The 12,432-nt window shown below is 69.3% G+C and carries 11 protein-coding genes and 1 riboswitch; of the genes, 4 read left to right on the forward strand and 7 right to left on the reverse strand.

Going from position 1 to position 12,432, the window contains the following annotated elements:
- Positions 1 to 153: 153 nt before the first annotated feature.
- Positions 154 to 1,515, reverse strand: coding sequence for an MFS transporter (locus tag FHG54_RS07195; protein WP_139416672.1), 1,362 nt, complete (start codon positions 1,513 to 1,515; stop codon positions 154 to 156).
- A 176-nt stretch (positions 1,516 to 1,691) separates the two neighbouring features.
- Between FHG54_RS07195 and FHG54_RS07200 the strand changes: the two genes are divergently transcribed.
- Complete coding sequence (locus tag FHG54_RS07200) at positions 1,692 to 2,141, forward strand: DUF2269 family protein (protein ID WP_139416673.1); 450 nt, start codon at positions 1,692 to 1,694, stop codon at positions 2,139 to 2,141.
- Between the two features lie 27 nt (positions 2,142 to 2,168).
- On the opposite strand, the gene FHG54_RS07205 is transcribed toward FHG54_RS07200, so the two are convergent.
- On the reverse strand, positions 2,169 to 3,530 hold the full coding sequence (locus FHG54_RS07205) for an MFS transporter (RefSeq protein WP_210415483.1): 1,362 nt from the start codon (positions 3,528 to 3,530) through the stop codon (positions 2,169 to 2,171).
- 137 nt (positions 3,531 to 3,667) lie between these two features.
- Between FHG54_RS07205 and FHG54_RS07210 the strand changes: the two genes are divergently transcribed.
- Positions 3,668 to 4,816 carry an alpha-galactosidase gene (locus FHG54_RS07210; RefSeq protein WP_168197136.1) on the forward strand — a complete coding sequence of 383 codons (1,149 nt, stop codon included), beginning with the start codon at positions 3,668 to 3,670 and terminating at the stop codon, positions 4,814 to 4,816.
- Between the two features lie 15 nt (positions 4,817 to 4,831).
- Here FHG54_RS07210 and ribH read toward each other — a convergent pair whose 3' ends face one another.
- The 5 genes from ribH to FHG54_RS07235 all read right to left on the reverse strand — a co-directional run bounded on the left by ribH (position 4,832) and on the right by FHG54_RS07235 (position 9,609).
- Positions 4,832 to 5,299, reverse strand: a complete 468-nt coding sequence (ribH, locus tag FHG54_RS07215) for a 6,7-dimethyl-8-ribityllumazine synthase (protein WP_139416675.1) — start codon at positions 5,297 to 5,299, stop codon at positions 4,832 to 4,834.
- Positions 5,296 to 6,591 carry a GTP cyclohydrolase II gene (gene ribA, locus FHG54_RS07220; RefSeq protein WP_139416676.1) on the reverse strand — a complete coding sequence of 432 codons (1,296 nt, stop codon included), beginning with the start codon at positions 6,589 to 6,591 and terminating at the stop codon, positions 5,296 to 5,298. The genes ribH and ribA overlap by 4 nt, the downstream gene beginning before the upstream one ends.
- Positions 6,588 to 7,283, reverse strand: a complete 696-nt coding sequence (locus FHG54_RS07225; RefSeq protein WP_139416677.1) for a riboflavin synthase — start codon at positions 7,281 to 7,283, stop codon at positions 6,588 to 6,590. The genes ribA and FHG54_RS07225 overlap by 4 nt, the downstream gene beginning before the upstream one ends.
- 1 nt (position 7,284) lies before the next feature.
- Complete coding sequence (gene ribD, locus FHG54_RS07230; protein ID WP_210415484.1) at positions 7,285 to 8,325, reverse strand: bifunctional diaminohydroxyphosphoribosylaminopyrimidine deaminase/5-amino-6-(5-phosphoribosylamino)uracil reductase RibD; 1,041 nt, start codon at positions 8,323 to 8,325, stop codon at positions 7,285 to 7,287.
- Between the two features lie 85 nt (positions 8,326 to 8,410).
- Positions 8,411 to 8,553, reverse strand: a riboswitch (FMN riboswitch).
- A gap of 63 nt (positions 8,554 to 8,616) precedes the next feature.
- The gene (locus FHG54_RS07235; protein ID WP_139416678.1) at positions 8,617 to 9,609 is read right to left on the reverse strand and encodes a sugar-binding transcriptional regulator; all 993 of its coding nucleotides are present in this window, start codon (positions 9,607 to 9,609) and stop codon (positions 8,617 to 8,619) included.
- Between the two features lie 121 nt (positions 9,610 to 9,730).
- Between FHG54_RS07235 and FHG54_RS07240 the strand changes: the two genes are divergently transcribed.
- Positions 9,731 to 11,476 carry a glycerol-3-phosphate dehydrogenase/oxidase gene (locus FHG54_RS07240; protein WP_233437900.1) on the forward strand — a complete coding sequence of 582 codons (1,746 nt, stop codon included), beginning with the start codon at positions 9,731 to 9,733 and terminating at the stop codon, positions 11,474 to 11,476.
- A gap of 181 nt (positions 11,477 to 11,657) precedes the next feature.
- On the forward strand, positions 11,658 to 12,386 hold the full coding sequence (locus FHG54_RS07245) for an MIP/aquaporin family protein (RefSeq protein WP_232331632.1): 729 nt from the start codon (positions 11,658 to 11,660) through the stop codon (positions 12,384 to 12,386).
- Positions 12,387 to 12,432 lie beyond the last annotated feature (46 nt).

The following is a 12,432-nucleotide window of genomic DNA, read 5'->3' on the forward strand; positions in this document are numbered from 1 at the left end:
GTGGAGGCCGCTCTCCGGCTGTGCGCCGAGTCGCAGGATGAGCCGTGCGGTGATCCGCGGCGGCCCGGCGTGTCGTGAGCATCCTCCTGCGACTCGGCGAGTGCGACTCGGCGACGGCGACTCGGCGAGTGCGACTCGGCGAGTGCGACGTGATCAGGCGTCGATGTCGACGTCTTTCGTCTCTTTCGAGACGAGCAGCGCGATCAGCGTGAGCACGGCCATCGCCGACAGGTAGATGCCCACCCAGAACGGGCTGCCGTCGCCGGCCTGCCAGAGCGCGACCGCGATGAACGGGGCGACGGCCGCACCGAGGATCGACGACACGTTGTACGAGATGCCCGATCCCGTGTATCGCACGTTCGTCGGGAACAGCTCCGGCAGGAGCGCACCCATGGGCCCGAAGGTCATGCCCATGAGCGAGAAGCCGACGACGAGCCAGAGCATGACGCCCCAGAAGCCGGCGCCGAGGAGGGGCACCCAGAGCAGGCCGAAGGCGATGATGCCGAGCGTCACCCAGATGAGCGTCTTGCGACGGCCCCAGCGGTCGGCCCACGGACCGGAGAGCAGGGTGAAGACGCCGAAGAAGACGACGCCGCCGATGAGCATCAGCACGAAGGTGTTGTACGAGTATCCGAGGCCGGGCTGAGCGTCCCCGGTCGCCTCGACCGGGGCTCGGCCGTACGCCAGCGAGAACGTGGTCATGAGGTAGAAGAGCACGTAGGTCGCGAGCATGAAGAAGGTGCCGAGGATGAGCTGCTTCCAGTGGTTCCTGAAGACCTCGGCGAGCGGCAGCCTCTTGAGCCTGCCCGCCTTCGACGCCTTCGAGAACGCCGTCGATTCGACGAGGCGCAGGCGCACCCAGAGTCCGACGGCCACCATGACGACCGAGAACAGGAACGGGATGCGCCAGCCCCAGTCGAGGAAGGCCTGCGACGGCATCGACGGGTCTTCGGACGGCAGGAGCGCCGCGATGATCAGGAACAGGCCGTTCGCGATGATGAAGCCGATCGGGGCGCCGAGCTGCGGGAACGTGCCGTACCAGGCGCGCTTGCCCTTCGGGGCGTTCTCGGTCGCCACGAGCGCGGCACCCGACCATTCGCCGCCGAGCGCGAAGCCCTGCGCGATGCGCAGCATGACGAGGAGGAGCGGGGCGAACCAGCCGACCATGGCGTAGGTCGGCAGCACGCCGATGAGGAAGGTCGCGATGCCCATCGTGAGCAGCGCGCCGACGAGCGTGGCCTTGCGGCCGTGCTTGTCGCCGAGGTGGCCGAAGATGACGGCGCCGAGCGGGCGGGCGACCATGGCGGCGCCGAAGACGGCGAAGGAGGCGAGCAGCGCGGTGGTCGGGTCGCCGGTCGGGAAGAACAGGTGCGGGAAGACGAGCACGGCCGCGGTCGCGTAGACGTAGAAGTCGTAGAACTCGATCGTCGTGCCGATGAGGCTCGCGAGGACGACGCGGCTGCGCGGGTTCGCGGGGGTTGCGGGTGCGGCCGCGGCCGCGGTTGAGGTGGACATCGCTTGCGAAGACTCCAAATGGTGATCGATGCTCTCGTCTCCGGGAATGTCGGTCTGGCGCCCCGCGGAGTCGGTGGGTGGAATCGTCGCTTGTGGCAACCGCAACAGCCTACGCCTCGATGCGATGGGTCGACGACGGAAGGCCACGGCATCCGCTCGTCGTTAGGCTATGGGCCATGGATACCCTGATCAGCATTCTGCACGTCGCCGGCGCCGTCTTCATCGTCGGGCCGATGGCGATTCTCCCGATGACGGCGATGCGGGCCGTGCGCGCCGGCAACGGAGCGCAGGTCGCGGTGCTTGCGAAGTCCACCACGATCTTCACGTGGCTCTCCCTGCTCGTCTTCGTGCTCGGGTTCGGAGCGATGAGCATGGCGCCCGACGAGTTCGGCCTCTCGATGACGACGCCGTGGATCCTCTGGTCGATCATCCTCTACGTCATCGCGTTCGCGCTGACGCTCTTCCTCGTCGTGCCGTCGATGAAGAAGGCGGCCGAGGCGCTCGGTACCGGCGCTGCGGATGGTGCCGCGGGCCCCAAGGCGAGCTACCCCGCGATCGCCGCGGGCAGCGGCATCGCCTCACTCCTCCTCGTCGCCGTCGTCGTGCTCATGGTCTGGAAGCCGTAACCTCGGTTCTCAGGCACATGCGCTCGTCTACCGCACACCGCGGATCCGGTAGACGAGCAGCCCGCCGGCGAGCGCGAGCGCTCCCGCGAACAGGTACAGGCCGACATAGCCGCCGAGCTGCTGCACCGCGATCGCCGCGATGACGGGTGCGAGCACGTTGGGCAGGCCGATCGCCAGGTTGATGATGCCGACGTCCTTTCCGTTGTCGGCGGCCTCGGGCAGCACTTCGGTGACGAGAGCGAAGTCGACGGCCGTGAACACGCCGGTGCCGAGCCCGAGGATGGCGGCGGCGATGACGGTGAAGGTGAAGTCCGGCACGAAGGCCATGATCAGTGTGGCTGCCGACAGGAACATCGCCGACACCGCGACGAACGGCCGGCGACGGCCGACGCGGTCCGAGACGACCCCCGCGGCGACCACCGTGAGGAACACGGAGGCGGCGTAGACGGCGGTGAGGATGAGCACGCCGTCGCTGACCCGGAGGCCTGCGGTGGCGGAGTCGTCGCGAATCAGGCCGACCCGGTCCTGCAGGTAGTAGTACAGGTAGAACAGCGAGATGGCAGTGCTGAGGGTCACCAGGAAACGGGTGACCCACGCCCATCCGAAATCCCGGTGCACGCGCAGGTCGATCCAGAAGCACGCGACGAGGTCACGCCATCCGAATCGCGGCGCGCGCGGGAGTTCCGCGGTCGATCGCTCCCACCGACTGAGCACGAACGGCGCCGCGGCGACGAGGCAGGCCACTGCGCAGAGCACGTACCCCATGCCGATGCCGAGCATCGACGGCCACACGGCCGTGCTGATCGTTCCGATCGCGGTGCCGGCGACGACGGCCAGGGTGTAGGCGAAGCCGTACCACCCGGAGACGAGACCGCGTTGGGCCGGCGGCACATGGTCTGGAATCGCGGCCGACATCGGAGAGATGACGGCGTTGATCGCCGTCTGCATCGCCACCCAGGTGAGCAGGAGGGCCGGCAGCGACTGTGCGAAGCCCGAGAGCGACATCGTGACCGCGACGACGACGAGTCCGACGGCGATCCACGGGGTTCGGCGGCCCCATCGCGATCGGGTGCGATCCGAGAGCGCACCCCAGAGCGGCGTGCTCACGAGGGCGAAGATTCCCGCAACGAAGCCGATGATCGCGAGGTTCGACTCCTTGGAGTCCGTGAAGAAGCCGATCGGCGCGTTCGTCGTCAGCCACTCCACCTGCGGCGACATGAGCACCTGACCAGGGCCCGCCCACGCGATGTTGATGCCGAGGTACGCCAGGCTGAGCCCCGCGATCCAGGGGCGCGACACTCTGCGGGTCGGCGGGGTGGGCAGACCTGGCGGCATTCCGGAGGACGTGGCGGCGGAGCCGCCCGTATCTGGGCTCGCGGCTCGGGACATGGCAAGCTCCTCGCGCTTCTTCGCTGAAGACCGGCGCGGGCCGCCGGTGCCCCCAATCCTGCTGCTTCAGCGCATGTGGGTCAAGTGTCCCAGATCCAGTACAGTGTCGCGTGGGCAGCACGATGAGGAGGATGTCGATGGCGACAACGGACCGTCCGGCGAAGGCAGGGCTCGCAGTGACGCCGCCGATGGGCTGGAACAGCTGGAACCGGTTCCGATGCTACGAGCTCAACGAGGACGTCGTGGTGCAGACGGCGGATGCGATGGTCGCGTCGGGGATGCGGGACGCCGGGTACGAGTACCTCGTCGTGGACGACTGCTGGCAGGCCCACCGGCGCGACGGCTCCGGCCGGCTCCAGTCGCACCCGCGGCGGTTCGCCAGCGGCATGGCCGCACTCGGCGAGGAGATCCATGCCAGGGGCTTGAAGTTCGGCATGTACCTCGCGCCCGGTCGCAAGACGTGCGCGATGATCTACGACCGATACCACGGCGAAGCACTCGGTTCCTTCGGTCACGAGCAGGAGGACCTCGAGACGCTCGCGGGTTGGGGAGTCGACTACCTCAAGTACGACTGGTGCCGCGCGAACCGGGGCGGCACCGGTCTCTCCGAGGGCGAAGCGTTCCGGCGCATGGCCGAGGCGATCGGGCGCAGCGATCGGCCGATGGTCTACAGCATCTCGGAGTACGGCCGGACGAAGCCGTGGACCTGGGCACCCGAGGTCGCCCATCTCTGGCGTACCACGGGCGATATCGCAGCGAACTGGCGATCGGTGATGCGCATCGCCGACCGCCAGCACGCCCTCGCCCCGTTCGCCGGGCCGGGCGGTTGGAATGACCCCGACATGCTCGAGGTCGGCAACGCGGGCCTCAGCGGCATCGAGTCGCGCAGCCACTTCATGATGTGGGCGATGCTCGCGGCACCGCTCATGGCCGGCAACGACCTGCGAACGATGGATGAGCCGACGCGTCAGGTGTTGACGAACCCCGGTGTGCTCGCGATCTCACAGGACCCGCTGGGGCGGCAGGGCAGCCGGACGGCGCGCCACCGGTCATTCGACGTGTGGCATCGCGACCTCGCCGACGGCACCGCCGTCGGCATCCTCAACCGCACGAACCGTGCCATCACCGCACGGGTGGCCGGCGGTTGGCTGACGACCGCGCGCGGCACCCGCCTGGCCCGGCTCGGCGAGGGCGCCAGGAACGCCTGGACCGGGCGCCCCGCGCCTGACGGTGAGCTGACCTTCTCAGCGCACGAGATGCACCTCTTCCGGGTGCGGGCGGCCTGACCGCGCGTTCGGGGTTCAGCTCAACTCGCGCAGGGCCCGAACGGTTGCGACCGCAGCTTCGGCCGCCTCGCGGCCCTTGTCCTCCTTCGAGCCCGCGAGTCCCGCGCGATCGAGACCCTGTCGCTCGTCGTCGAGGGTGAGCACGCCGAACCCGACCGGCTTGCCGGTGTCGAGCGCGACGCGGGTGAGTCCGTCGGTCGCCGCCGCCGAGACGTACTCGAAGTGCGGCGTGCCGCCGCGGATGATCACGCCGAGCGCGACGACCGCGTCGGCACCCGCGTCGAGCGCGCCCTTCGCGACGACGGGCAGTTCGAAGCTGCCCGGCACTCGAATGAGTGAGAAGTCGGCACCGGATGCCTCGAGGGTGCGCGTCGCCCCGGCGATGAGGCCGTTCGTGATCTCGTCGTGCCAGCTGCCGGCGACGATCGTGATCGTGAGGCCGCGGCCGTCGATGTCGAGTGCGGGGGATCCTGCTCCGCTCATGATGGGTGTCCTTTCAGAAGGGTTTCGGCCGCGCCGTCGGCCAGTTGCCGGTCGTCGATCGTGTGGCCCATGCGGTGACGTTTGGTATCGAGATAGCCGGTGTTGCCGATGCCGACCCCGACCACGAGCGGCAGTCGCTCGCTCACGGCGATGCCGTGGGCTTCGAGCTGGCGCACCTTCTCGGGGTTGTTCGTGAGCAGGCGCACCCGGCTGACGCCGAGGTCGGTCAGGATCGCGGTCGCGGCGCTGTAGTCGCGGGCGTCGATCGGCAGTCCGAGCGCGACGTTCGCGTCGAGGGTGTCGAGGCCGTCCTCCTGCAGCCGGTACGCCCGGAGCTTGTTGATGAGGCCGATGCCGCGCCCCTCGTGGCCGCGCAGGTAGACGACGACGCCGCCCTCGAGCTGGATGGCCTCGAGGGCCGCGTCGAGCTGAGGTCCGCACTCGCACTTGAGCGAGCCGAACGCCTCGCCCGTGAGGCACTCGGAGTGCACTCGCGCGATGGCGCCGCCGGGGGCGGACGCGGGGTCGCCCGCGATGATCGCAACATGGTCGGCCCCGGTGGCCCGGTCGCGATACGCACGCACCCGGAACTCGCCATGCTCGGTCGGCAGGGTGGTCTCGACCTCGAAATCGACCGAGGAGCTCTCGGGCACCGCCGGCGGCGCCGCGAGATCGTGTCCGGCGTGATGCCGCTCGAGCCAATCGACGAGGGCGGCGACGGTCGTGACCGGCAGGCCTTCGCGCTCGCCGAGCTCGATGAGCCCCGGCAGCCGCATCATCTCACCGTCGTCGGCCACGATCTCGCCGATGACGCCGACCGGCGCGAGGCCCGCGAGGCGCATGAGGTCGACGGCCGCCTCGGTGTGCCCGGCGCGTTCGCGCACGCCGCCGTCGACCGCGCGCAGCGGAATCACGTGCCCGGGCCGGATGAGCCGGGCGGGGGTCGCAGCGGGGTCCGCGAGCACGCGAAGGGTGTGGGCGCGATCGGATGCCGAGATGCCCGTCGAGGCGCGATCAGCCGCGTCGACCGAGATCGTGTACGCGGTACCGCGCACATCTTCGCTGTGTTCGGTCATGAGCGGCAGCGCGAGACGGTCGGCGAGCTCGTTGGGCAATGGGGCGCAGAGGTAGCCGCTCGTGTGACGCACCATCCAGGCGATCCACTCCTGCGTCGCGAACTCGGCGGCGAGGATGGCGTCGCCCTCGTTCTCGCGGGACTCGTCGTCGGCGACGATCACCGGCTTTCCCGCGCGGAGCGCATCGAGCACCTCTGGCATCGTGGCGAGGCTCATGACACCCCTCCGGCCGTCGGCCGGGGTTCGGAGAGCGGGGCCGCCTGGAACCCGATGACCGAGCTCGCTCCCGGATCTCCGCCCCATGCGCGGTCGAATCGAAGCATCCGCGCCACCTGGCGGGCGAGGATGTCGGTCTCGATGTTGACCCGTTCGCCGGCGACGCGTTCGCCGAGCGTCGTGGCCGTCAGCGTCTCGGGGATCAGCGAGACCTCGAACCATGAACCAGCGGGTTCGTCGCCCACTGCACTGACCGTGAGCGAGACGCCGTCGACGGCGATCGAGCCCTTGTCGACGACGAGCGGCGCGTGCTCGGGATCGAGCGAGAAGCGGATGACCCGCCACGCCTCGCCCGGGCGGATCTCGAGCACCTCGGCGGTGCCGTCGATGTGGCCCTGCACGATGTGGCCGCCGATGCGGTCGCCGACGAGCGCCGCGCGCTCGAGGTTCACCGTGAGCCCCTCGCCGACCGTGTCGAGCGTCGACATCGCAAGTGTCTGCGCCATGACGTCGGCCGTGAATCGCTCGGCGTCGAAGTCGACGACGGTCAGGCACACGCCCGAGACCGCGATCGAGTCGCCGTGCTTCACGCCCTCGACGGCGAGCGGTCCGCGCACCGTGAGGCGGGCGGCGTCGGCCGTGCGCTCGACGCGTTCGACGGCGCCGAGCTCTTCGATGATTCCGGTGAACATGTCAGTTCCCTTTCGTGGGCTGGGGTCGGGCGACGAGCAGCACGTCGTCGCCGAGCCGTTCGATGACGGTGAAGTCGAAGTGGAGCGCCGCGTCGATCGTCGGCACGCCGAGCTCGCCGACGGCGAGTCGCGGGCCGCCGAGCAGTGCGGGCGCGAGGTAGACGAGGAGTTCGTCGACGAGACCAGCTGCGATGAAGGCGCTCGCGAGTGTCGGGCCGCCTTCGATGAAGAGCGAGCGGATGCCGCGGCTCGCGAGTTCCTCGAGGTCGGCCCGCAGATCGGTGCCGGCGAAGAACAGGGTCTCGTGCGGGTGGCGGGTGATCGCGGCATCCGCGGGCACCCGGCGGCGCCCGAAGACGACCGGCACCGGCTGGATGTCGAAGAGCTCACCGCTGGGTGTCCGTGCGGTGAGCGAGGGATCGTCGGCGAAGACGGTGCCGGTGCCGACGGCGATCGCGTCGGCGGCTGCGCGTCGCCGATGCACGTCGCCGCGCGCCTCGCCGCCGGTGATCCACCGGCTCGTGCCGTCGGCGGCTGCGGCGCGCCCGTCGAGGCTCGACGCCCACTTCACGGTGACGTGCGGCCTCCGCTTGCGGGCGGCGAAGAGCCAGTCGTCGAGCATTGCGCCGACCTCGTCGGCGAGCACCCCCGCGACGACCTCGACGCCGGCGCTGCGCAGCCGTTCGGCGCCGCCCGAGGAGTGGGTGCCCGGGTCCGCCACCGCGTACACGACCCGGCCGACGCCCGCCTCGATCAGGGCCTGCGCGCAGGGGCCGGTGTGCCCGGTGTGGTTGCAGGGCTCGAGTGTGACGACCGCGGTCGCGCCGCGCGCCGATTCAGAGTCGAGCTGCGCGAGCGCGTCGACCTCGGCGTGCGCGGTGCCGACGCCGCGGTGCCAGCCCTCGGCGAGGGTTTCGCCCGCGGGGGAGAGGATGACGCAGCCGACGCGCGGGTTCACGCCTCGTGCCGGGCCCCGAACGGAGAGTTCGAGTGCACGTCGCATCGCCGCGGCATCCGCGGTTCTCTGATCGTCAGCACTCATCCGTGATCCTGTCTCAGGGCTCCGGGGTGCTGGGCGTCGTCGACACTCGTCGACGGCATTCGCCGGCGGCGCACAGCGCTGCCGGCACGTGCCCCTCCCATCCGGACTTTCACCGTCGGTACCGGAATTCCACCGGTTCGACCGCGGGTGCGGGGTCTGACGACCTCGCGCTCGCAGTTCGCGGACTGTCACCGCCGGTTCGGACTTGCACCGACCCCGGAGCACGTTTCTGTGTTCGATTCTAGGTCAACGCGTGGGGGGCGTCGCTATTCCCGATCGTCCGTCGACTGTTCACGACTCGACGAGCGCTCGCGCAGTGCCCTCGTCGACGATGAGATCGGTGATGAGCCCGGCAGCGAGCGCGCCCCGGAGGCTCGCGAGCTTGGCGCGGCCCGAGACGACGCAGATGCGGCGGGGGGCCCGTCGCAGCACCGAGAAGTCGGGGCCGGTCGCCCGCTCGTTCATCGAGATACCGTCGGTCGAACCGTCTGCCCGGTAGAACACCGTTGCGACATCGCCGACCGCGCCGTCGCGCGAGAGCGCCTCGTAGTCGGCCCGCTCGAGGTATCCGCCCTGGTAGACGTGGCTCGGCACCTCGGCGAATGGGGAGCCGACGCCGAACAGGGCGACGTCCATGCGCTCCTGCTGCTCGAGCAGTCGGCGGGTGCTGCGCTCGCGCCAGAAGGCGCGTCGCGTCTCTGGGTCGTCGAAGAACGCGGGCACCGGAAACTGCTGCACGCGGGCGCCGAAGGCATCGCCGAAGCGCCGCAGCAGTTCGCTCGCGTAGACGATGCCGGTCGTACGGCCGTTGCCGGCGCCGTTCAACTGCAGAATCTCCGAGTTGTGGGTGGCCTTGGGCACGAGGTGCCGGCTCATGGCGCTCATGGTGCTGCCCCACGCGACGCCGATCGTCTGGTTCGAGTCGACGACGCGGCCGAGAATTCGTGCAGCAGAGAGCGCGACGCGGTCGAGTCGGTCGACGTCGCTCGCGTGATCGGGAACCGGAATCACGTGAGCGCCCACCTCGAATCGCTCGAGGATCTCCTGTTCGATCCGGCTCGGAAGATCGAGCGGGGAGTGGATGGAGATCTCGACGAGACCGCTCGCCCTCGCGTGGCTGAGCAGGCGCGAGACCGAGGATCGCGAGGTGTGCAGCTCGTGTGCGATGGCATCCATCGTGAGGTCCTGCAGGTAATAGAGGTGGGCCGCACGCAGTGCGTCGCGCGTCTTTCCCGGCACCGCTTCAGCGCCGGTCTCGATGGGGTCGTTCTGCCGCTCGTTCATCCCGGCCATCTTTGCACGTTTGTTCACTCGGCTTGCAAGTTCGTTCCGCCGTGTTCACGATGTATTCATCCACACCAGGCATGCTCGTGCAAGCCGCCGTTCCAGCCCCCGAGAGGACAGCTTGTCTCCGCAGCAGAAGACCCCGATCCAGCCCCGCCCGAGCGGCGAGCGAGCGGATGTCGCGGCCATCCGAACCCGGCCGAATGCCTCCGTGCTCGTCATCGGCGCCGGCATCAACGGCATCGCGACCTTCCGCGACCTCGCGCTGCAGGGGGTCGACGTCGTGCTCGTCGATCGCGGCGACTTCGTCTCCGGGGCGTCCGCCGCCTCGTCGCACATGATCCACGGCGGCATCCGCTACCTCGAGAACGGCGAGTTCCGGCTCGTGAAGGAGTCGGTGACCGAACGCAACGCGCTCATCCGCATCGCACCGCACTACGTGAAGCCGCTCGAGACGACGGTGCCGATCTTCTCGACCTTCTCGGGCATCCTCTCGGCGCCCATGCGCTTTCTCACCCACAAGTCGGGAAAGCCCACCGAACGCGGCGCGGCGCTCATCAAGACCGGCCTCACGATCTACGACGCCTTCTCGAGAGGCGGCGGTCAGGTGCCGCGCCACCGCTTCCACGGCCGCACGCGTTCGCTCGCCGAACTGCCCGCGCTGAACGACGGCATCAAGTACACGGCGACCTATTACGACGCGAGCATGCACGACCCCGAGCGGCTGGCGCTCGACGTGCTGTTCGACGGGCTCGCGACAGGCGGCCATGCACGCGCCGCGAACTACCTCGAGGCCGTCGGCATGGGGGGCGACGGCGTGCGCCTGCGCGACGCCCTGACCGGCATCGAATTCGATGTGGCAGCCGACATCGTGGTGAACACCTCGGGACCGTGGACCGACCTCACCAACGCGGAGCTCGGTCGCCCCACCGCGTTCATGGGCGGCACCAAGGGATCCCACATCGTGCTCGACAACCCTGAGCTGCTCGCGGCGACCGGCGGCCGCGAGATCTTCTTCGAGCACGAAGACGGCCGCATCGTGCTGATCTACCCGTTGAAGGGCAAGGTCATGGTCGGCACGACCGACCTCGAACACGACATGCGGCAGCCCGCCGTGTGCACCGAGGCCGAGGTCGACTACTTCTTCGAACTCATCGCGCACGTTTTCCCAGCCGTTCCCGTCGACCGTTCGCAGATCGTCTACCGCTTCTCGGGCGTGCGCCCGCTGCCACGCCACGACGACGAAGCACCCGGCTTCGTCTCGCGCGACTACCGCATCGAGCACGCGGATGTCCCGGAGCGCCCGGGCAGCACCCTGCTGAGCCTCGTCGGCGGCAAGTGGACCACCTTCCGTGCCCTCGCCGAGCACCTCTCGAACGAGGTGCTCGCACTCCTCGATCGTGAGCGCGTCCGCTCGACCGCGGGCCTCGCGATCGGCGGCGGCGCCGGGTACCCGACGACCGACGATGCTCGACGCGTCTGGGTCGTGGCACACGGCGACGAAGTCGGTCCGCTCCGCGCCGAAGAACTGCTCGAGCGCTACGGCACGCGCGCCGAATCGTTCATCACCTCGATCGAGGGGGAGCAGGACGAGTCGCTCGCGCACCACCCCGGATACAGCCGGCGTGAGATCGCCTGGCTCGCCGGCAACGAGCAGGTCGTGCATCTCGCCGACGTCGTGCTGCGCCGCACCAGCATCGCCTTCACGGGTGCGCTCACGGTGCCGCTCCTCGACGAACTCGCCGAGATCGTCGGCGCCGTACTCGGATGGGACTTCGAGCGCCGCGCCATCGAGGCGGCGACCACGAGGGAGTTGCTCGCCGAGCGCCATGGAGTCGACCTGGAGGCATCCGCCACCCTCGTCTGAGACCGGCGCAATCTGCACGGATGTGCACCGGAATCCGCGCGGAACGGGCCGAAACGCCAGATAGTTTCGACGGAGCCGCCCGGTCGATGGTCGTCCTGGCGGCCGGCACCACACCTCGACAAGGAAGGTCAATGTGGACAATCTCGGAATCGTGTTCCTGAGCGAACTCGTCGGCACGGCGATGCTCGTGCTTCTCGGCTGCGGCGTCGTGGCGAACGTGGCTCTCGCCAAGACGAAGGGCTTCAACGGCGGCACCCTCATGGTCAACTTCGGCTGGGGCCTCGCGGTCTTCGCCGGTGTGATCGTCTCGTATGCGTCGGGTGCGCACATCAATCCGGCGGTCACGCTCGGTCTGGTCGCCAACGGTGCAACCGAGTTCGGCAATGCCGCAGCGGGTGTCGAAGTACCCGTCGGCGTGGTGTCGGTGAGTGCGTACATCGCAGCGCAGATGATCGGTGCGATCCTCGGTGCGGTCGTCTGCTGGCTCGCCTACAAGCAGCACTTCGACGCAGAACCCGAGGCCGGCACCAAGCTCGGCGTCTTCTCGACCGGTCCCGCGATCCGCTCGTACGGCTGGAACCTCGTCACCGAGTTCGTCGCCACGTTCGTGCTCGTGTTCGTCATCATCGGGTTCGGCGGCGGCCGGCAGGGCGATGGCGGTCTCGCCGCGCTCGGCGCACTGCCCGTGGCCCTCCTCGTGATCGGCATCGGCGCCTCTCTCGGCGGCCCGACGGGGTATGCGATCAACCCGGCGCGTGACCTCGGTCCGCGTATCGCGCACGCCCTGCTCCCGATCAAGGGCAAGGGCGGCAGCGACTGGTCGTACTCGTGGGTGCCCGTCGTCGGCCCGATCCTCGGCGGCGTCGCCGCGGGGTGGGCGGCGATTCCCCTGTTGCCGCTGTTCGGCTGACCTCTGCTTCACCCTCATTCATTCGTTTTCACTGACAGCAACGGAG

The sequence above is a fragment of the Agromyces laixinhei genome (assembly GCF_006337065.1).
Lineage (GTDB): Bacteria > Actinomycetota > Actinomycetes > Actinomycetales > Microbacteriaceae > Agromyces > Agromyces laixinhei.

Coding starts and splice junctions, on each gene's coding strand:
- FHG54_RS07210 (WP_168197136.1), top strand. CDS start 3,668: ATGGCGACAACGGACCGTCCGGCGAAGGCAGGGCTCGCAGTGACGCCG.
- ribA (WP_139416676.1), bottom strand. CDS start 6,591: ATGAGCCTCGCCACGATGCCAGAGGTGCTCGATGCGCTCCGCGCGGGA.
- FHG54_RS07225 (WP_139416677.1), bottom strand. CDS start 7,283: ATGTTCACCGGAATCATCGAAGAGCTCGGCGCCGTCGAACGCGTCGAG.
- ribD (WP_210415484.1), bottom strand. CDS start 8,325: ATGAGTGCTGACGATCAGAGAACCGCGGATGCCGCGGCGATGCGACGT.
- FHG54_RS07245 (WP_232331632.1), top strand. CDS start 11,658: ATGCTCGTGCTTCTCGGCTGCGGCGTCGTGGCGAACGTGGCTCTCGCC.
- ribH (WP_139416675.1), bottom strand. CDS start 5,299: ATGAGCGGAGCAGGATCCCCCGCACTCGACATCGACGGCCGCGGCCTC.
- FHG54_RS07235 (WP_139416678.1), bottom strand. CDS start 9,609: ATGAACGAGCGGCAGAACGACCCCATCGAGACCGGCGCTGAAGCGGTG.
- FHG54_RS07195 (WP_139416672.1), bottom strand. CDS start 1,515: ATGTCCACCTCAACCGCGGCCGCGGCCGCACCCGCAACCCCCGCGAAC.
- FHG54_RS07200 (WP_139416673.1), top strand. CDS start 1,692: ATGGATACCCTGATCAGCATTCTGCACGTCGCCGGCGCCGTCTTCATC.
- FHG54_RS07205 (WP_210415483.1), bottom strand. CDS start 3,530: ATGTCCCGAGCCGCGAGCCCAGATACGGGCGGCTCCGCCGCCACGTCC.